At 34.4% G+C, this 20,316-nt stretch carries 19 protein-coding genes and 2 pseudogenes; 20 read left to right on the top strand and 1 reads right to left on the bottom strand.

The annotated features are described in order from the left end of the window. Positions 1 to 190 precede the first annotated feature (190 nt). Positions 191 to 2,293, bottom strand: a complete 2,103-nt coding sequence (locus A3SG_RS0107350; RefSeq protein ID WP_029596666.1) for an LTA synthase family protein — start codon at positions 2,291 to 2,293, stop codon at positions 191 to 193. A gap of 340 nt (positions 2,294 to 2,633) precedes the next feature. Here A3SG_RS0107350 and A3SG_RS23095 point away from each other — a divergent pair. The 20 genes and pseudogenes from A3SG_RS23095 to hisIE form a co-directional block, all read left to right on the top strand. Beyond that, a pseudogene (locus A3SG_RS23095) lies at positions 2,634 to 2,828 on the top strand (thioredoxin family protein); the annotation flags it as partial. 172 nt (positions 2,829 to 3,000) lie between these two features. Continuing rightward, the gene (locus A3SG_RS22940) at positions 3,001 to 3,438 is read left to right on the top strand and encodes an FAD:protein FMN transferase (RefSeq protein WP_016989376.1); all 438 of its coding nucleotides are present in this window, start codon (positions 3,001 to 3,003) and stop codon (positions 3,436 to 3,438) included. Positions 3,439 to 3,440: 2 nt separating this feature from the next. Continuing rightward, the gene (locus tag A3SG_RS22935) at positions 3,441 to 3,704 is read left to right on the top strand and encodes an FAD:protein FMN transferase (protein ID WP_083832410.1); all 264 of its coding nucleotides are present in this window, start codon (positions 3,441 to 3,443) and stop codon (positions 3,702 to 3,704) included. 23 nt (positions 3,705 to 3,727) lie between these two features. After that, complete coding sequence (locus tag A3SG_RS22930; protein WP_316945213.1) at positions 3,728 to 3,820, top strand: FAD:protein FMN transferase; 93 nt, start codon at positions 3,728 to 3,730, stop codon at positions 3,818 to 3,820. 346 nt (positions 3,821 to 4,166) lie between these two features. Next, positions 4,167 to 4,442 carry a sensor histidine kinase gene (locus A3SG_RS21855; protein ID WP_198008503.1) on the top strand — a complete coding sequence of 92 codons (276 nt, stop codon included), beginning with the start codon at positions 4,167 to 4,169 and terminating at the stop codon, positions 4,440 to 4,442. A gap of 162 nt (positions 4,443 to 4,604) precedes the next feature. After that, positions 4,605 to 8,940, top strand: a pseudogene (locus A3SG_RS19305) (CusA/CzcA family heavy metal efflux RND transporter). 10 nt (positions 8,941 to 8,950) lie between these two features. Next, entirely contained in the window at positions 8,951 to 10,069 is a 1,119-nt protein-coding gene (locus tag A3SG_RS0107330) for an efflux RND transporter periplasmic adaptor subunit (RefSeq protein WP_029596665.1), read from the top strand. 9 nt (positions 10,070 to 10,078) lie between these two features. Then, positions 10,079 to 10,234, top strand: coding sequence for a hypothetical protein (locus A3SG_RS21535; protein ID WP_016989372.1), 156 nt, complete (start codon positions 10,079 to 10,081; stop codon positions 10,232 to 10,234). Positions 10,235 to 10,587: 353 nt separating this feature from the next. Continuing rightward, positions 10,588 to 10,800 (top strand): VIT1/CCC1 transporter family protein, encoded by a 213-nt coding sequence (locus tag A3SG_RS20745; protein ID WP_029596664.1) that lies wholly within the window; start codon positions 10,588 to 10,590, stop codon positions 10,798 to 10,800. A 64-nt stretch (positions 10,801 to 10,864) separates the two neighbouring features. Next, a complete protein-coding gene (locus A3SG_RS23090; protein ID WP_083832408.1) occupies positions 10,865 to 11,173 on the top strand; it encodes a VIT1/CCC1 transporter family protein in 309 nt (102 codons plus the stop codon). Between the two features lie 90 nt (positions 11,174 to 11,263). Beyond that, positions 11,264 to 11,776: a hypothetical protein gene (locus A3SG_RS0107310; protein ID WP_016989370.1), complete on the top strand. Its 513-nt coding sequence runs from the start codon at positions 11,264 to 11,266 to the stop codon at positions 11,774 to 11,776. Positions 11,777 to 12,040: 264 nt separating this feature from the next. After that, positions 12,041 to 12,898, top strand: coding sequence for an ATP phosphoribosyltransferase (gene hisG / locus A3SG_RS0107305; protein ID WP_016989369.1), 858 nt, complete (start codon positions 12,041 to 12,043; stop codon positions 12,896 to 12,898). Positions 12,899 to 12,976: 78 nt separating this feature from the next. Further along, a complete protein-coding gene (hisD, locus tag A3SG_RS0107300; protein WP_016989368.1) occupies positions 12,977 to 14,281 on the top strand; it encodes a histidinol dehydrogenase in 1,305 nt (434 codons plus the stop codon). Positions 14,282 to 14,364: 83 nt separating this feature from the next. Then, positions 14,365 to 15,417 carry a histidinol-phosphate transaminase gene (hisC, locus tag A3SG_RS0107295; protein ID WP_016989367.1) on the top strand — a complete coding sequence of 351 codons (1,053 nt, stop codon included), beginning with the start codon at positions 14,365 to 14,367 and terminating at the stop codon, positions 15,415 to 15,417. A 12-nt stretch (positions 15,418 to 15,429) separates the two neighbouring features. Beyond that, positions 15,430 to 15,852, top strand: coding sequence for a DUF2846 domain-containing protein (locus A3SG_RS0107290; RefSeq protein WP_016989366.1), 423 nt, complete (start codon positions 15,430 to 15,432; stop codon positions 15,850 to 15,852). 226 nt (positions 15,853 to 16,078) lie between these two features. Beyond that, a complete protein-coding gene (gene hisB, locus A3SG_RS0107285) occupies positions 16,079 to 17,215 on the top strand; it encodes a bifunctional histidinol-phosphatase/imidazoleglycerol-phosphate dehydratase HisB (protein WP_016989365.1) in 1,137 nt (378 codons plus the stop codon). A gap of 57 nt (positions 17,216 to 17,272) precedes the next feature. After that, positions 17,273 to 17,908 carry an imidazole glycerol phosphate synthase subunit HisH gene (gene hisH, locus A3SG_RS0107280; RefSeq protein WP_016989364.1) on the top strand — a complete coding sequence of 212 codons (636 nt, stop codon included), beginning with the start codon at positions 17,273 to 17,275 and terminating at the stop codon, positions 17,906 to 17,908. Between the two features lie 78 nt (positions 17,909 to 17,986). Then, entirely contained in the window at positions 17,987 to 18,709 is a 723-nt protein-coding gene (gene hisA / locus A3SG_RS0107275; RefSeq protein WP_016989363.1) for a 1-(5-phosphoribosyl)-5-[(5-phosphoribosylamino)methylideneamino]imidazole-4-carboxamide isomerase, read from the top strand. Positions 18,710 to 18,763: 54 nt separating this feature from the next. Further along, positions 18,764 to 19,519, top strand: a complete 756-nt coding sequence (gene hisF, locus A3SG_RS0107270; protein ID WP_016989362.1) for an imidazole glycerol phosphate synthase subunit HisF — start codon at positions 18,764 to 18,766, stop codon at positions 19,517 to 19,519. A 95-nt stretch (positions 19,520 to 19,614) separates the two neighbouring features. Beyond that, positions 19,615 to 20,214: a bifunctional phosphoribosyl-AMP cyclohydrolase/phosphoribosyl-ATP diphosphatase HisIE gene (gene hisIE, locus A3SG_RS0107265; RefSeq protein ID WP_016989361.1), complete on the top strand. Its 600-nt coding sequence runs from the start codon at positions 19,615 to 19,617 to the stop codon at positions 20,212 to 20,214. Positions 20,215 to 20,316: the final 102 nt, after the last annotated feature.

Here is a 20,316-nt window from a genome sequence, read left to right as displayed (position 1 = left end):
AGGCTTTTTATTGGTCTCAAAGGATAGTTGAAATTAGGTGCTTTGTTATATCGCGCTTTACTTTAATTATTTTCTGACACGACTTTTACAAATTGCTAGAAGCTTTTATTGATAAATTGTGAAATTCGTATCTAAATTTAAAATTACACCATGTAAATCTAATTTATAGATTTTTAGTTTTAGCGGGCTATTATGTCTTATTTTTTTGGTATTTCTTTTTCTTCAATATATCCGAAGCAGTTTGATAGAAAGCGATGGTTTCATTTACTAAATCTGTTCTTTCTTTTTTCAAAGGCTTTTGATCGTAATAAATTTGGAAATCATCTTCAACTCCAGCTTTTGGTAGTAAATTCATTTTAAATTGTTTGACTTTTTGTTTAGGCGAGATGATGGTTAAAATATTGTCTTTTATCATTCCTAAATCCTGATAGGTGGCAATCAAAGCTCTAGGCTTGTAATCAGATTGCATTACATCTTGACCAAAGAATTTGCTTTGGTAACTAAAATTCAATAACCCAAAAACAGTTGGCATAATATCGATTTGCGACATGAGATTAGTATAGCGCTGTGGTTGAATAAATCCTGGGCTATAAATCATAGCAGGAATCCTGTATTTATCTACTGGAAGTTCGGTTTTACCAGCGCTAGAGGCACAATGATCAGCTAATATGACAAAGACCGTATTAGCAAACCAAGGTTGTTTTTTTGCTATTTTAAAGAACTTTTTCATAGCAAAATCGGTGTATTTAACGCCGCCTTCACGTGATTTAACATCACCGGGAATATCAATCTTATTGTTTGGGTAGGTAAACGGCCTGTGATTACTTACGGTCATGATGTGATTGAAGAACGGTTTGTTTTCCTGAGCTTCTTTATTCATCACTTTGATAGCCTTGCTGTACATATCCTCATCACAAACACCCCAGATATTATCGAAAGTGATTTCGTTGGTTTGAAACGATTTTTTATCAACAATATCATATCCATTTCCGGAAAAAAAATCTGCCATATTATCAAAAAAGGCATCTCCACCATATAAATATTTTATGTTGTATCCCTTTTCTTTGAAAACACTTCCCGTTGAAAATTTGTCCTTATTATCTTCTCTTTTTACAACACTTTCACCCGCTGTAGGTGGAAAGCATAAGGTTACAGCTTCTAAACCGCGGACTGTTCTGTTCCCGGAAGCGTAAAAATTAGTAAAAAGCAAACTTTGAGTAGCTAAACTGTCTAAGAATGGCGTGATACTTTGGTCATTACCATAGGCCTTCATAAAGTCGGCACTATAACTTTCGATAGTAATCAATACTACATTCTTATGATTTTCGGCAGCAGTACTTTTAATTTCTCTTAAAGTGGATTCTCCAGACAAGCCAGGAATTTGCTGAGCTAATAGAGCATAAACTTCTTTTTCGGGCAGTGTTTTATAAAACTTAAAATAGTCCAATTCGCTATTCATAAAAGCCAAATAAAACTTATAAACTCCATTAGATTGTAGCTCATTAGAAAAAATATTTTGCGAATTCTCTTTACTAGCCAGATATGGAATCGCCAATAACGACAGAATAAACAAAACAAAGTAAAGTCCTGATATCTTAATTTTTTCAACAAATGTAGGGATGCTATTTATATAGGTTCGAGATGCTTTTAAAATAAAATAAGTAACGAGCCCAGCTATTATAAAAAGTCCTGAAAATAAAGGAACTACTGGATAAGACTCCATAATATTTCCAATAACCTCATTCGTATAGACCAAATAGTTGACTGCAATAAAATTATATTTTACACCAAATTCATTCCAAAAAAAGTATTCACTTATAGCGTTTTGTAATATCAGAACAACAAATAAGAACATTACGAAAGAAAAGAGCCAATTTCTAATTTTGTCTCTGTGTTTTGGTAAAAAAAGTAAAAGTCCGAACAAGATTGTTTTTATGCCCACAAAAGCCAACCCAATCTTCGGTAATGCACCGCCATATTCATTCAGGATCGATTTTCCTGACGCTATGTAAAAAAATAATGCTACAAATAATCCGAAAATAATGTATCCATAAGGTTTCAGGTATTTTCCATTTGATATAAAAATAAGATACAGCCATAAGAAACCGGTGGCCAGTATAAAAACACAAATATCGGAAACGATACCCAATGTAAAAATTTTTAAGGCATCTGTCCAAACAAATGTGGTGTCTGTGATTGGATGGAATAGCAGTATGATTCTTAAAATGAAACTAACTGCAACATAAAAAACAATAAGATTATAAAAAGGAGATAATTTTTTATAGAACATCATAAGTACTTATTTTGAAACAAAATTAAGGTATTTAGCGTAATAAATAACCGATGTTAACCTGCTATCATTCTTAATTTTCACTTAAGAAGAGAATGCGTTAATTATATTGATTTTTATTTGGAGCTACATCTGTTGTAAACAAATTATTAGTACTGAAAGACTAATTACAAAGGTGGTGTCGAAGTCGTAAATAATACTGGTTGTATATTCAATATAGTCCAATCGTATTGTGCTATTTTCATACAATAGTCGATTTAAAATTTAAAGAACAATGAAAAAAATGATGGTATTGATGTTCCTTTTTATGGTAAGCCTCGGCTAATCCCAAGACTGGAAAACTAATTTTGAACTCGTTAAAAGGGAAGCCGTTACTCAACACAAGTCTGTTTTATTAGTGTTTTCAGGATCAGATTGGTGTGCAACCAGTATTAAATTAGATAAAAGTATATGGCAGTCCGAAGAATTTAAGGAATATGTAGCAACTAATTTGATATTGGAACGCGCTGACTTTCCGAAGAAAAAAAAATCAACTTGATCCATATCTTAAAACAAAAAATGAAGGTCTTGCAGAGCGCTACAATAAAGATGGTATTTTTTTTGGGTTGTTGTTTTGAAGTCTAACGGCGAAGTATTAGGTAAAATAAGTTACAAAAACGTCACTCCAAACGAATATACCACAATGATTAAATCCTTTATCAAATAAAAGTATGAAACGTCTAAGTTTATTTCTTTTTTTATTGACCGGAATTATTGCATCAGCGCAAGTTGCCCACAAAAGATCATTGTCTATGTTGGGTAGCCTTTTTGAAATGATTCTAGAAGAAAAAGATATTCTAGAAGCCGATACTTATGTTGATATGGAAGTAGCTGAAGTGTCCCGGCTTGAAAACTTAATCTCTGATTGGTTACCAACAACAGCGATATCTGAAGTCAACAGAAATGCGGGTATAAAGGCGGTTAAAGTACCTCAAGAAGTATTTGATTTAGTACAACGTTCCATAAAAATATCAGAATTAACTTCGGGTGCTTTTGATATCAGTTATGCCTCAATGGATAAAATTTGGAAATTTGATGAAAGTAGGACTGCTATGCCAACGCTGGAAGAAATTATAAAATCGGTTGCCAAACTGGGGTATAAAATATAATTATGGATCCTCAGAATACGACCATTTTTTTTAAAAATGGAGGGATGAAATTAGGTTTGGGAGGCATTGGTCAGGGATTAACTGCTGATAAAATAAAAGCCTTACTTATTTCTAAAAGTGTAATTGCCGGAATTCTAATCTTATCTGGGAATAATAATACATGGGCAAACAACTTAACGGAGAGAAATGGAAAGTCGCAATTAAAAACCCATCCAAAAAGGATAAAATTTTTACCACTTTTCCACTGGAAGATAGTGTTGGAGTGACCTCATGAAACTATGAAAAGTTGGTGACGTTTAATGGAATACGATATGCGCATATTATAGATACCAGAACAGGTTATCCCGCTACAGGATTGATAAGTGTCTCCCTTTTTGCTTAATCAACAGAGTTTGCTGATCATCAGCAACCGGTGTTTTTGTGATGGGAGTAGATGTAGGACTGGATTTAGTAAAGCAACTACTTGGAATTGCTTGTATTTATGTTGATGATAAGGGTAAATATATACTTTAAAAAATATAGCTTTAAAAAAGTTTAACGATGAATAAATTAGCTCCTGTGTCTCTGAAGTAAAGAGATCATGCATCCTATTAGACAAATTGCCATTCCTAGCCCGATTTGAAAATCAAAAACAAAGCTTAAAAAAGGAGAAAATTTATTTAAATACTGTTATTCTAGATTCGATTTCGAGATATTCGAGTACAATTCAAAATAAAAATATTCAAGTTGTGTCTGAATTTAAGCAAGATTATTATATCCATACCGATGTTTATTTATTCTCAATAGTAATAAACAATCTGATATTAAACGCATTAAAGTATTCAGATAAAAACGCTAAATTAGCCATAAGTACAACAGATCAGGGGGATAAAATTGAATGCACTATAATCGATTTTGGGATTGGGATAGCCTCTAAGGATGTTGGCAAAGTTTTTAATCAATTTTTCAGATCTAATGCAACGGAGCACCCTGAAGTCAAAGGAACAGGATTAGAATGTCGATAGTGAAAAAACTATCCCTATTGCTCGCTAGTGATATTCAGATTTCAAGTCAGAAAAATTTGGGAACAGCAGTAATTTTAAGTTATCATAAAAAAGGCCTTAAGTAGTTTTTAAGACTATTCTCATCTGTTTGCTGTATTTTTGAAACATAAAATAAAGTACAAAATGCTTGAAAAAATTATTGCTTTTAGTCTTAAAAACAAACTTATTGTTTTATTATTTACTCTAGGAATTTTATGATTTGGAGTCTATTCTATATTTCAAATTTCTATAGGTGCAGTCCCTGATGTAACTAATAATCAGGTACAAGTGATTACTACTTCACAAAATATTTCTAATCAGGATATTGAGCAATACATTACTTATCCGGTAGAAATTCAAATGGCAAACTTGCCGGGCGTTAAAGAAATTCGCTCTATTTCAAAGTTTGGTCTCTGCGTGGTAACTATTGTTTTTGAGGATGATTTAGGAACGTATTTACCCAGAAAATTAATTGCCGAAAAAATCAAATCGGCCTCTGAAAAAATCCCTGATGGTTTTGGAACTCCAGAAATGGGTCCTATTACTACAGGACTTGGGGAGATTTACCAGTATACAATAGAAGTAAAACCAAAATTTAAAGACCAATACACCGTAACTGATTTAAGAACCATTCAGGACTGGGTAGTAAAGCGTCAATTATCAGGCATAAAAGGAGTAGTTGAAATCAATACTTGGGGTGGTTATTTAAAGGAATATGAAATTGCAATTAGTCCTTCCAAATTAAAAGCGATGAACATTAGTACTACAGATGTTTTTACAGCGCTTGAGAATAATAATAGTATTGCTGGTGGAGCATATATCGAAAAAATAAATCAGAGTTATTTTATTCGTGCTGAAGGAAAAGTAAAATCGCTGGAAGATATTGAGAAGATAGTAGTTAAGAATACAAACGGAATACCCATATATGTAAAAGACGTAGCTGATGTCCGTTTTGGTCATGCCAATCGATTTGGCGCGATTACGGGAAATGGTGAAGGCGAGAAGGTACTTGGGCAGGTGATGATGTTAAAAGAGACCAATTCGAAACAGGTGATAAATGATGTAAAAACCAGAATTGCCGAAATCCAAAAATCATTACCAGACGAAGTTTACATTAATGGATTCCTACAACGTAGTGAATTAGTTGCGAAAACTACTTTGACAGTTGCAGAGAACCTCATTTTGGGATGTCTAATTGTAATTTTTGTGGTGGTTTTGTTACTCGGGAACTGGCGTTCCAGTTTAGTGGTTGCTTCTGTAATTCCGTTGTGTCTATTATTTGCGATTTCGTTGATGAATATTTTTGGAATAGATGATAACCTGATGAGCTTAGGCGCTATTGATTTCGGCATTATTATCGACGGTGCCGTTATTATCGTCGAGTTTATTGCCTTTCAAATAGCCAGTAAAGCAGCTCAAATAGGGCCTATGTCTAAAGAAGATAGACAAATAGAAATTGATCAAATCACCTACAAGAGTGCTTCTAAAATGATGAACTCGGCCATTTTTGGACAATTGATTATCTTGATCGTATTTATTCCAATTCTCTCGCTAAAAGGAATCGAAGGTAAAATGTTCAAACCTATGGCAATGACGTTTAGTTTTGCCTTAGTAGGAGCCATGATCTTTTGTGTTACTTCTGTTCCGGTTGTTTCTTCGTTGTTTTTGAAACCTAAAGAAGAAAATCCTAACTCAGTTTCTAGTAAATTAATTCGTAAATTAAATTCTTGGTACGTGCCTGTGATAACATGGGCTTTGCGTAATACAAAAAAAGTATTGTACGGCGCTTTGGGATTATTAGTTATGGCATTCGGCTTATTTACCACTATGGGCGGGGAGTTTATACCTACTTTAGATGAAGGAGATTTTGTCATTCAGCCCGTTTTAAAAACAGGAAGTTCCTTGACAAAGACGATTGCCACCACCACTAAAATAGAAAAAATAATTCTAAAAAACTTTCCTGAAGTGGATCAAGTGGTAAGCAGGATAGGCGCTGCCGAAGTTCCTACTGACCCAATGAGTATGGAAGAAAGTGATGTGATAGTCAAGCTAAAGCCAAAATCAGAATGGGTGTCAGCAGACAGTAAAAATGAATTAGCTGATAAAATTAAAGTGGCAATTGAAAAACAGATTCCAAATATGGAAATTGAATTTAGACAACCTATCGAAATGCGTTTTAACGAATTGATTTCTGGGACTCGATCTGATATAGCTGTAAAGGTATTTGGCGAAGATTTGAATGTATTAGCTAAAAAAGCTCACGAAATCAAAAAAGCCATAGAAAAAGTAGAAGGAGCCTCAGACATTATTATCGAAAAAACGGAAGGCTTACCTCAGATGAGCGTGCGTTACGATCGCTCTAAAATAGCTCGTTATGGTTTGAATATTTCAGAACTAAATGATATGATTGCGCTGGGATTTGCTGGAAAAACAGTGGGTAACGTATTTGAAGGAGAAAAACGATTTGATATGGTGATTCGTTTGAATCAAACCAATAGACATGATATTAATGACTTGAAAAATTTATATGTTTCGGCTCCTAATGGAGAACAGATTCCGTTACAAGAATTAGCCAACATTGAATACACGGAAGGTCCTGCCAAAATATCAAGAGATAACACGAATAGAAGAATAGTAGTAGGAATTAATGTTAGAAACAGAGATTTACAAAGTGTGGTTACTGATATTCAGCGCATTGTAAATACAAAAAATCAAACTACCTCCAGGTTATTATGTTCAATATGGAGGACAATTTGAAAACCTTCAAAGTGCCAAAGCCAGATTAATGGTTGCAGTTCCGATAGCTTTAATCTTGATTTTTATCTTATTATATTTTGCGTTTGGATCTATTAAAGAAGCCTTAATGGTGTATTCAGCAATTCCGCTTTCGGCGGTGGGTGGAGTATTATTTTTATGGATAAGAGGATTGCCTTTTAGCATATCAGCGGGTGTTGGTTTTATTGCGCTCTTTGGTATTGCAGTTTTAAACGGAATCGTATTAATTGAACATTTTAAAGAATTAAAACATCAAGGAATGAAAAACATTGATGAGCTGATATTGAAAGGAACGACCGATAGATTGCGCCCTGTTTTATTAACGGCAGCCGCTGCGGCCTTAGGGTTTTTACCAATGGCGATATCTTCTTCTGCAGGAGCAGAGGTACAAAGACCTTTGGCAACGGTCGTAATTGGAGGATTGTTTACAGCGACCATATTGACCATGATAGTGCTTCCTATATTATTTAAAGTTTTTGATGGAAAGGAGTTCAAAAAGGCAAAATTCAAAAAACATAATAGTAACACCTATCTAATTCTATTTTTGTTAAGCACTTCGTTTGCTTTTTCACAAAATTCAAATCCGGAACTAGATAGTTTGATAGGAAAAGGGATTACTAATAACAAAGGTTTAAAAGCCTATCAATTGCAGGTTGATAAATACCAGGCTAATATAAAAAGCGCTTATACCTTTGAAAAAACTACTATTTATTACAATTACGACCAGAATAATCTGGCTTCTAATAGTGAACCTTTAAAGATTTTTGGAGCGCAACAACGGTTTTCTTTTCCCACAGTATATGGAGCTCAAAAAAAGGTAAATGTAACGGAATATGAAAAGGAAAAAGCCAACTTTGAAATTCAAAAAAACAAACTTTCGTTGGAAATTTCTAAAGTGTATTATCGCATTGTGTACATACAAAATCGGGAAAAATTATATTTCTATTTGGATAGTTTGTATCAAAATTTTTCAAAAGCAAGTGATAGACGTTTTGAATTAGGTGAAACCAATTATCTCGAAAAAATAACGGCACAAGCTAAATTCCGACAAATAAAAACAAGCCTTTCTCAAATTGAAAATGATAAAAAAGCGCAGTATGACTTATTGTATTCCTTGATTCAAACCGATGAAAAAATTGCAATAAAAAACAATTCAATCACTCCGCTATTTAATTCAACAGCAGATTTAAGTACAGCCGTTCATAATAAATATTTAGAGAGTGTTACGAATAGTTACAAAAGCCAAATTATACTTGAAAAACAACATTGGCTACCTGATTTGCATTTGGAATATTTTAGAGGATCAAATAAAGGTTTGTCGCAATCATTAAATGGTTTTCAGGTCGGAATTGGGGTTCCACTTTTATTCTCTGGAAATGTTTCTAAAGCAAAAGTGGCTCAGCTTGAATTGCAAAGTTGGGAGCAACAAAAACTAAATGAAGAACAAAAAAGAGAGCAGTTTATTCAACAAAAAAAGAACGAATTAGCAAAGTATCAAGAAGCAATAAATTATTACAATCAATATGGAAAAAAGTTATCGGATGAAATTATTAAGGTGGCGAATTTAAGTTATAAACACGGAGAAATTGATTTCTTCCAATACATTCAAAGTTTAGAGAATGCAACCGCTATTCAAGTTGAATATCTCGACAACGTACTTCAATTCAATAAAACCCAACTTGATTCACAATACCTTAATTTCTAATACACAAAAAATGAAAAAAACACTATATGTAGTAGCCTTGTCCATCATTCTGTCTTCGTGTAAAGAATCTAAAACGGAAGAAGCACCTCTCAAAGAGGATAATGCGATTACGGTTACCGCACCGCAGTTTAAATCTTCGGCAATGGAAATCGCAAGCCCTACAGAACAGGATTTTGAAGTAACTGTGAAAACAGCTGGAAAGATTGATGTTCCGACACAAAACAGAGCTAAAGTGAGTACTTTCGTTGGTGGTAATGTAAAATCGACTACGCTATTAGTTGGTGATAAAGTGAGAAAAGGACAAGCATTATTAACTTTAGAAAATACGGAGTTTTTGGATATTCAAAAAGACTATTTGGAAGTAGCTGAACAAATTAAATATTTAAAGTCGGAATACGATCGTCAAAAAACATTATTTGACGAAAAAATCACATCTCAAAAAAACTATCTAAAAGCAGAAAGCGATTATCGCAGAACAAAAGCAATATATCAAAGTTTAAAAGCAAAACTATCGATGTTAAATATTAACTCCACAAATGTGGAAAACGGTAAATTGACTTCGGTCATCACTATTTATTCGCCTATTTCTGGAGACATCGTGGTTATGAATGCTAATGTGGGAATGTTTGTTGCGCCTACTAATGTTTTGCTTGAAATTATTGAAACAGATCATTTGCATTTAGAATTGAATGTATTCGAAAAAGACATTTTAAAAGTAGAAGTGGGACAAGATATAAATTTTACAGTTCCAGAAGCCACAGAAGAGGTGTTTCATGCCAAAGTACATTTAGTAGGGAAATCTATTGAAGGAAATGACCGGACGATTAATGTTCACGGACATTTAGACGACAATATGAAACAACGACTAATTACAGGAATGTTTGTGGAAGCATCCATCGTGGTAGCTTTTAAAAAAGGGCTGGCAATCCCAACAGAAGCTGTAGTTACAGAAAACAACAAGAATTATATACTTTTATTGAAAGAGGTAAAAAATAACAGTTATTTCTTTGATAAAGTGTCGGTTAAAATAGGGGATAAGTCCGAGAAATATGTTGAGATTATGACCGATGACCAAATTAATGCGTCTTCCAAAATTTTAACAAAAGGCATTTTTGATATAGTCGATTAGATGTAGAGTATGGATTTAAACAAAGTAAACGATCAACTGCAAACTGTATTGGACACTACTTTTCTTTATGGGAGTAGAACTGAAATTCAGGCCGACGAAAATCTAAAGAGAGTTTTACGTAGTTTGTCTAATATTGAGAATGGCCCTGCTACATATGTTATATAAAGTAAGTATTGTTGAACAGGGTTATAATGTGTTCGCTATCATCAAGAGCTAAATTGCAACTGAATTTGATTCAGTTGTTTAGTTACGGATCAATCATAAGTAGTTTTTAAATTGTTGAAAAACAATTTGCCGTTAATTCGATAAAGAATAAAATTGAAAAAGGAAAAACTCCACCTCTTTTGAACACAATCACCTTAAAATTATAGAAGCTTTGAACAACAATGCTGCTTTAAATGTGTCTGGAGGATTTCTGTCTAAATTTGAAAGTCGCCATAAATCGTTAGGTGGTAATGCATTAAGAGTTGTTGTTTTTAGGTGTGAATGATGGTCTGGTTTCAAATAGGAGCTGAGTCATGGGAGTTGCTAGTGCCGCTGTTTTTAATAACACTATATTATTGACTGAAATAGCAGGACAGATGGCCGGAGCAATTGCAATGGCAGTAGGTGGATGGCTTTCGGTTCAAAGTTCAGGAATTAAACCAACGCCAAATGGACTTAGAAACGGAAGAGTTAGAAGCATTCCCAAAAGAAGAAAACGAGGAATTGGTTTTATTGTACTAGGATAAAGGAATGAATGTAGTTGAAGCATAAAAACTAGTATATAAAGCATTTGAAGGCCAAGAAACGGCGATTGATGCCATAATCACTGAGGAATTAGACATAGATAAAGAAGAGTTGAGACGATTAGATTGGAAGGTGGCAATTGCTTCTTTTATTTTGTTTTCAAGTGGAGCGCATACATCCTTCTTCTCTTTTATTTTTTTGGAGGGAAAAAATGCTATACTTTTGAGCGTTGGTAATAGTGTTATCAGTCTTTTTGGAATAGGTGTTACTACTACCTTCTTGACGGGAAAAGGAATTCTATTTTCGGGATTTAGACAGGTGTTTTTTTGGGTTAGCAACGACTGTCGTTACTCATGGTATTGGTCCCCTGATTAGGATTTCCTTAGCAGGATAATACCTTGAACAATAGATTAAAGCACACGAATCAATGAAACAAAACTTATTAACTATTTAAATACAATATTTATGAATGATGCTCATTTACACCTGCTGGTAAACCACTTTCCTATTATCGGATCTATTTTTGGACTTGGAGCTTTAGTGGCCGGTATAGCCTTGAAGAATAATTCAGTAAAAAATACTGCTTACATCTTATTTGTCGTGTCTGCTATTTTTGCTGCATTAAGCATGGCTACGGGAGAAGGAGCTGAAGAAATGGTCGAAGACATGCCTAACATTGGTCACCAAATCATTCACGAGCATGAAGAACTCGCTGAAAAGTTTGCGCTTATTATGTATTTATTGGGTGCTATCTCCATTGGAGGTATTTTTCTAAATATAAAAAAGCATGTTAAAGCGACATTGCTTTCCTATGTGGTCTTGGTGATAGCTATTGGGGCGGTTTATCTTGGAACGCAAGTTGGAAATTCAGGCGGGAATATTCGTCATACGGAGATTAGAGATGACAGTACTACTTTGAACGGAGAAAAAGAAGTAGTAATACCAGCTAATGTGCTAAAACAAAATGATGAAAAGTGATTTTTAACAACTTAATGTAATTAAGTTACAGTAAAAGTGAAATTGTAAACATATTATTAATATATTTGCAGAAGAAATAAAAAAAATTATGTGCACGATACAATTACATCATCATCATTTCCATTATTGCTCTCAAGCGATGTGTTAATGATATGTAGGTAAATCATCATATTTTAAAACCCGTTTGAGTACATCAAGCGGGTTTTTCATTTAATATCCTTTTGTACTCAAGCATAATATTATAAATAAACTAAAAAAATTACAATGAGTACATTAAAAATTGCAATTCAAAAATCAGGACGTTTAAACGAAGAAAGTATTCAAATCTTGAAAGATTGCGGGATTTCAATCAACAACGGAATTGATCAATTAAAAGCGGAAGCTTCCAATTTTCCATTAGAAGTTTTATACTTAAGAAATTCAGATATTCCTCAATATTTGATTGACGGAGTAGTAGACATCGCCATTGTTGGAGATAATTTATTAGTTGAAAAAGGAAAAGAGATTCAGGTGATTCAAAAACTTGGGTTTTCAAAATGCAAAGTTTCTGTGGCTGTTCCAAAAACATTCGAATACAACTCAATTAAAGACTTGGACGGATTGCGTATAGCAACTTCTTATCCGAATACAGTTAATGAATATTTCAATTCATTTGGTGTGAGCGTTGACATTCACCAAATATCGGGATCTGTAGAGATCGCTCCTAATATTGGTCTTGCAGATGCCATCGTCGATATTGTATCCAGCGGAAGTACTTTATTTAAAAACAATTTAAAAGAAGTGGAGATCATCTATAAAAGTGAAGCAGTATTAGCTGTTTCGCCTAAAGTCACTCCTGAAGTTCAAAAACTAATTGACACGTTGAAATTCAGAATTGAATCTGTTTTGAGAGCCAGAAAATCAAAATACATTTTGATGAATGTTCCCAATGACAAAATTGATGAAGTTGGAAGAATCCTTCCAGTTTTACGTAGTTTAACGGTGTTACCACTAGCAGAAGAAGGATGGAGCAGCGTACACTCGGTGATAGACAAGGATACCTTTTGGGATGTAATCGATCAGTTGAAGCAAGCTGGCGCCGAAGGGATTTTAATTTGTCCAATTGAAAAAATGGTACTGTAAAAAAATAAAAATGCAATATTGAAAACACAAATTCCAAAACTTGTAAGTGTTGGAATTTGCAATTTAAATTATACAAAGATGAACAAAATATACAACCCAACCCCAGAAACCTGGTCCACTATACTGGAAAGACCTACTAAGACAATCGATGATATTGAGCTTACGGTAAAAGAAATTTTCAAAGAAGTTCAAAAGAAGGGAGATGAAGCCATCTCAAAATACACATCTTTATTTGATGGTGTGACTATCGATAATCAAAAAGTCTCTGAAACTGAAATAAACGAGGCTATTGCTGCCGTTTCTCCAGAATTAAAGGAGGCCATACTTCTTGCTAAGAATAATATAACTAAATTTCACACGGCACAAAAAACCAGTCGTGTTGAAGTAGAAACAATAGAAGGTGTTAATTGCTGGCAAGAAAAAAGACCGATTCAAAAAGTAGGTCTTTATATTCCAGGAGGAACTGCACCCTTATTTTCTACTGTTTTGATGCTTGCTGTTCCAGCAAATATCGCTGGTTGTAGCGAAATTATATTGTGTACGCCTCCAGACAAAAAAGGGAATATAAATCCAGCCATATTGTATGCCGCTAATTTATGTGGGGTAACTAAAATTTTAAAGGTAGGAGGTATTCAAGCGATTGCAGGAATGACTTTTGGTACAGAATCGATTCCCAAAGTTTATAAGATCTTTGGTCCGGGGAATCAATTTGTTACAGTAGCGAAGCAATTAGCAACCCAGTACGGTGTGGCAATTGATATGCCTGCAGGTCCATCAGAATTATTGATTGTCGCTGACGATAGCGCTGTTCCAGCCTTTGTTGCTTCCGATTTATTGTCTCAAGCAGAACACGGTGCCGACAGTCAGGTAATTTTAGTCTCTACATCTAAGGAGTTAATGGATGAAGTCGAAAATGAAATTCAAATTCAGTTAGAGGCTTTACCAAGAAAAGACCTTGCTGAAAAGGCTATTGCCAATTCAAAGTTGATTTTTGTGGAGAACGATACTATTGCCTTGGCATTAATCAATGAATATGGACCAGAACATTTTATTATTTGTATGGAATCAGAAGCCTATTACACTGATGGAGTTCACAATGCGGGATCTGTTTTCATTGGTAATTTTACTCCGGAAAGTGCTGGTGACTATGCTTCTGGAACAAATCATACTTTACCTACCAACGGTTATGCTAAGAATTATAGCGGCGTAAACCTAGATAGCTTTACTAAAGCGATGACTTTTCAAAAAATATCAAAAAAGGGGATACAAAATATAGGAAGAGCGGTAGAAATCATGGCTGAAGCAGAAGGTTTGCAGGCGCACAAAAATGCAGTTTCTTTACGATTAAAAATGATAGAGGAAAATTTAGAGATTATAAAATAGGACATAGAATATAAAAAGGAAGTATTGTAGTGAGGTTTATTCTCTTTATTCTATTTCCTTTAATTCTTTATTAAAATTTAAAGATGAAAAATAATTTCGATATAAATACATTAGTTCGTGAAAACGTACTGAAAATGAAACCGTACTCCTCTGCTCGTGATGAGTTTAAAGATTTTGATGTAGCCCAAATGGTGTTTTTGGATGCCAATGAAAATCCTTTTGAGACTGGAGTGAACCGCTATCCTGATCCGCAGCAAGTAAACGTAAAAGCAGTTTTAGCAAAGCAACGGAATATTATGCCAAGCCAGATATTACTGGGTAACGGTAGCGATGAAGTGTTAGATTTGCTTTTCAGAGCATTTTGCGAACCGACTACAGACAATGTAATCACTTTGCCACCTACCTACGGGATGTACGGTGTTTTGGCAAATATTAATAACGTAGAGAATAAAGAAGTGTTACTTTCGACCGATTTTGAACCCCAAGTGGATGCAATTTTAGATGCGGTGACTGAAAATACGAAAATACTCTTTTTATGCTCTCCTAATAATCCATCCGGAAATTCTTTTTCAGATGAAAGTGTAGTGAGCTTACTTCAGAATTTTAATGGATTAGTAGTTATTGACGAGGCCTATATCGACTTTTCATTGAAACAAAGCTGGGTAAACGAACTAGACGAATATCCCAATTTAGTTATCACTCAAACCTTGTCTAAGGCTTATGGTTTAGCCGGTATACGTTTAGGGATTTGTTATGCTTCAAGCCAAGTGATTGCGGTTTTAAATAAAATAAAACCCCCTTATAATGTAAACGAACTTACTCAAAAAAGAGCTTTAGAACGGTTGGCTGATAAAGAAAAAGTAAAAAATGAAATTGACACTATTATAAGACAAAGAGAAGACTTACTTAAAGTGTTACTTGATGTTAAATTTGTGTCGAAAATATATCCAACAGAGGCTAATTTTATTTTAATTAAAGTAGATGATGCTAATAAAAGATACCAGGAATTGATCAACAAAGGAATTGTGATTCGCAACCGAACAACGCAGCCTTTGTGTGATAATTGTTTGCGTTTGACTATTGGAACTGCGGAGGAGAATAAGAAGTTAATGGAAGCTTTAAAATCAATTAATTAATTATAATCAACGATGAAAAAAGTAATCTTTACATTGATGCTAACATTTTTAGTTACATCATTTGGTTTCACCCAAGAGAGCAGAAATGCAACAACTGGTAAAATTTATTTCTTACGATCAACAGGTTTCGCGTTGTATAATGCACCTTATAAAGTGTTTATTGATGACATATTAGTATGTAAAGTTAAAAATAACAAATATTCTATTTACGATGTACAGGAAGGCACTTACGAATGTTCGGTACAATTTTATGGTAAAAAATCCAAAGAAGGAACTAAAAAATTTAAATTTACTGTTTTACCAGGAAATATAGTTTATATACAACTTAGTATCAAAGTTGGCTTTGCAGTTGCTGACGTTTTTTGTGAAGGAATTACTGAGAATACAGCAATTGAAAAAATGAAAAGTTTACAACAAACAACTACTTGTCTATAAATTAAGAATGGTTTAATGCCGGTAGTCGCTTTGCGTGAGGGATAGTAGTGGAGCTCTTTTTAAGACGGAGGAACGAAGTCTTAAAAAGCGAGAACGAATAGGCCGACGCGCAGGGACACGCCCAAATAGGAATCTTGAAATAAAAAATAAGCACTAGATTTAATGACTTAGTTAGGTTTTAAAATCTTTTAAATCTTTGTAATCTGTGGCTACTAAAATAAAAATAATGAAAAAAGTACTTTTTATAGACCGTGATGGAACTATGGTTTTAGAACCGGACGGATATCAATTAGACAGTTTAGATAAACTGGAATTTTACCCAAAAGCGTTTCAATATTTAGCTAAAATCGCTACTGAATTAGAATACGAATTGGTCATGGTGACCAATCAAGATGGATTGGGAACAGATAGTTTTCCTGAAGACACTTTCTGGCCTACTCAAAATTTCATTTTAAGAGCTTTTGAAAATGAAGGTATTCTTTTTGATGATATTTTCGTAGACCGTTCGTTTCCTGAGGATAACGCACCAACGCGCAAGCCTAGAACCGGAATGCTGCTAAAGTATATAGATAATCTTGAATATGATTTAGTGAATTCTTTTGTATTGGGCGACCGTTTGACTGATGTTGAATTAGCTAAAAACCTAGGTGCAAAAGCTATTTTTCTAAATACTACTGACGGTGCTGGCAATACTGAGATTGCTTCTAAACGCGAAGAATTAGACTCAGTTATTACGCTGCAATCAACGGACTGGAAAGAAATTTATGAATTCCTGAAGTTAGAATCGCGCTCTGCTACTATTTCGAGAAAAACCAATGAAACGGATATTTACATCCATTTAAATCTGGATGGAACCGGAAAAAGCAAAATCGAAACGGGTATTGCTTTTTTTGACCATATGCTAGACCAAATTGCGCGTCATGGACAAATGGACGTGGAAATTCTTGTAAAAGGGGATTTAGAAGTGGACGAGCATCACACGATCGAAGACACTGCGATTGCTTTAGGGGAAGTTTTTGCAAAAGCACTTGGCAACAAATTAGGTATTGAGCGTTATGGGTTTTGTTTGCCTATGGATGATTGTTTAGCACAAGTTGCTATTGATTTTGGGGGTAGAAATTGGTTGGTTTGGGAAACCGAATTCAAACGCGAAATGGTCGGAAAAATGCCAACAGAGATGTTTTTGCATTTCTTTAAATCCTTTTCAGATGGTGCCAAAGCGAATATCAACATCAAAGCCGAGGGACAAAACGAGCATCACAAGATCGAGGCGATTTTTAAGGCTTTCGCCAAAGCGATAAAAGTAGCGGTAAAACGAGATCCGGAGAAGATGATTTTACCAAGTACGAAAGGAATGTTGTAGCTTCCTAATCCCTGACGGGGATATTGAGTACACTATTTATAAAATAAAGATTTTAAAATGGATCAAAATAAGACACAAGCTACTTCAACGCCCCTTTCGGGGGATGGGGGGATCGTAATCATAAATTACGGGGCTGGAAATATTCAAAGCATTATGTTTGCCATCGAAAGACTGGGATTCAAGGCGGTTTTGAGTAATAATCCTGAGGAAATTAAAGCAGCGGATAAAGTGATTTTCCCAGGAGTGGGAGAAGCTAGTTCAGCGATGAAAATGCTTTTGGAAAGTGGTTTGGACAGTTTAATTCCAACATTAAAGCAGCCTGTTTTAGGGATTTGTTTAGGAATGCAGCTGATGTGCAACGCCTCGGAAGAAGGGAATACAAAAGGCTTGGGTATTTTTGATGTTGATGTAATTAAATTTACCACTAAAGTAAAAGTGCCGCAAATGGGTTGGAATCAAATTTATAATTTGAAGTCTCCTTTGTTCGATGGTATTGCTGAAAATGAATACATGTATTTAGTTCATAGTTTTTATGCTCCAATTTGTGCTGGAGTTATAGCAACTACTAATTATCAAGTGGAATATGCATCGGCTTTACAAAAGGATAATTTTTACGGAACCCAATTTCACCCTGAGAAAAGTGGTGATGTGGGGGAGAAAATTCTTCAAAATTTTCTAAAATTGAATAATTGAATAAGTTAAAGATGGAATGATTATCATTTCAACAAATCTTTAAATAGTTCAATTTTTAAATATTTTAATATAAAAAAAATGAGAATAATACCAGCAATAGATATCATCGACGGAAAATGTGTTCGCTTGTCAAAAGGGGATTATAACACCAAAATAATTTACAATGAAAATCCGCTTGAGGTTGCCAAAGAATTTGAAGCGCACGGAATTGAATATTTACATTTAGTGGATCTTGACGGTGCAAAATCAAGTCAGATTGTCAATTATAGAATATTGGAGCAAATTGCTTCTAAAACAACGCTGAAAATTGATTTTGGTGGTGGCTTAAAATCAGATGCCGATTTGAAAATTGCCTTCGATAGTGGCGCCAATCAAATTACAGGCGGAAGCATTGCTATTAAGAACAGAGCGCTATTCGAAAAATGGATTCAACAATACGGTTCGGACAAAATTATTCTTGGTGCGGACGCCAACAATGAAAAAGTGGCCATATCAGGTTGGTTAGAAGAATCGGATGAAGACTTAATCCCGTTTATACAAAGTTATCAAAGCAAGGGAATTCAACATGTTATTTGTACTGATATTGCAAAAGATGGTATGCTTGAAGGTCCAAGTTTTGATTTATATGCTAAAATTTTAGCGGAAGCCAAAGGAATAAAATTAATTGCTTCAGGTGGAATTTCTACCTTTGATGAATTGCCAAAATTGGCGGAATTAGGTTGTGAAGGAACCATCATTGGAAAAGCGATTTATGAAGGAAGGATTTCCTTGAAGCAATTAGAACAATATATTATTGGGTAACACCTGTGTAAAGATGCACGGCAGTGAGTCTCTCCACAAAAAACAATAAAAAATATGCTGACGAAAAGAATAATCCCTTGTCTCGATATAAAAAACGGTAGAACGGTAAAAGGCGTTAATTTCGTAGATTTACGCGATGCTGGTGATCCAGTAGAATTAGCTAAAATCTATTCGGCTGAAGGAGCTGATGAATTAGTGTTTTTAGATATTTCTGCGACAGAAGAGAGAAGAAAGACCTTGGTTGACTTAGTACGTAAAGTAGCTTCCACGATCAATATACCGTTTACGGTAGGTGGCGGAATTTCATCCGTAGCGGACGTAGAAATCTTACTTAAGAATGGAGCAGATAAAGTTTCTATCAATTCCTCGGCAGTAAAAAATCCGCAATTGATTAATGATTTAGCACAGAAATTTGGAAGTCAATGTGTGGTTGTCGCCATTGATGCCAAACAAATTGATGGTCAATGGATCGTCCATCTAGTAGGAGGAAAAGTACCAACCGAATTAAATTTGTTTGATTGGGCAAAAGAAGTCGAACAAAGGGGAGCGGGTGAAATCTTGTTTACTTCGATGGATAATGACGGGACTAAAAATGGTTTTGCAAATGAAGCGTTGGCGACGCTTTCAAGTATTGTGAATATTCCAATAATTGCTTCTGGCGGTGCGGGTAAAATAGAACATTTTGTAGATAGCTTTACAGTAGGAAAAGCAGATGCAGCATTAGCGGCAAGCGTATTTCACTTTAAAGAAATCGAAATAAAAGTATTAAAAACAGCACTTAAAATTAACAATATCGAAGTGAGAATTTAAGGCACAATTAGTAAGTATGATTTATTGAGTGTTTACTTAATTTTCGTAAAATTTTTTACTTACCGCCTACTACGTACAACTAAATACTTAAAATAATGAATATAGATTTTTCAAAAAACACCGATGGATTAATTCCTGCCATAATTCAAGACAGCGAAACAAATGCTGTTTTAATGTTGGGTTATATGAATGCAGAAGCATATCAAAAAACAATAGATACTAAAAAGGTTACTTTTTACAGCAGATCAAAACAAAGGCTTTGGACAAAGGGAGAGGAAAGCGGTAATTTTTTGAATTTGCTTGATATCAAAAACGACTGTGACAATGACACTTTGTTAATTCAGGTGAAGCCCGAAGGACCTACTTGTCACAAAGGAACTGATACTTGTTGGGCAACAGAAAACAAGACGAACTATGGTTTTATTTCTGCTTTAGAAGATACGATTCAAGTACGAAGAGAAAATGCAGATTCTGAAAAGAGCTACGTTGCTTCTTTATTTAAATTGGGAATTAATAAAATTGCACAGAAAGTCGGGGAAGAAGCTGTTGAAGTGGTTATTGAGGCTAAAGATGATAACGATGATTTGTTTTTAAGCGAAAGCGCTGATTTGCTTTTTCATTACTTGATTTTGCTTCAAGCAAAAGGATTCAAGATCAACGATGTAGTTGACGTATTAAAAAGTCGCCAGAAATAGAGATTTTTTTCTTGTTGTTTAAACGATATAAAACCCAATGGTAATTTCATTTACTGTTGGGTTTTCTTTTTTCTTTTATTTCATCTCGCAATCCACTATATT

The sequence above is a fragment of the Flavobacterium sp. ACAM 123 genome (assembly GCF_000264055.1).
Classification (GTDB): domain Bacteria; phylum Bacteroidota; class Bacteroidia; order Flavobacteriales; family Flavobacteriaceae; genus Flavobacterium.
This window is presented reverse-complemented; position numbering and strand designations above follow the sequence as displayed.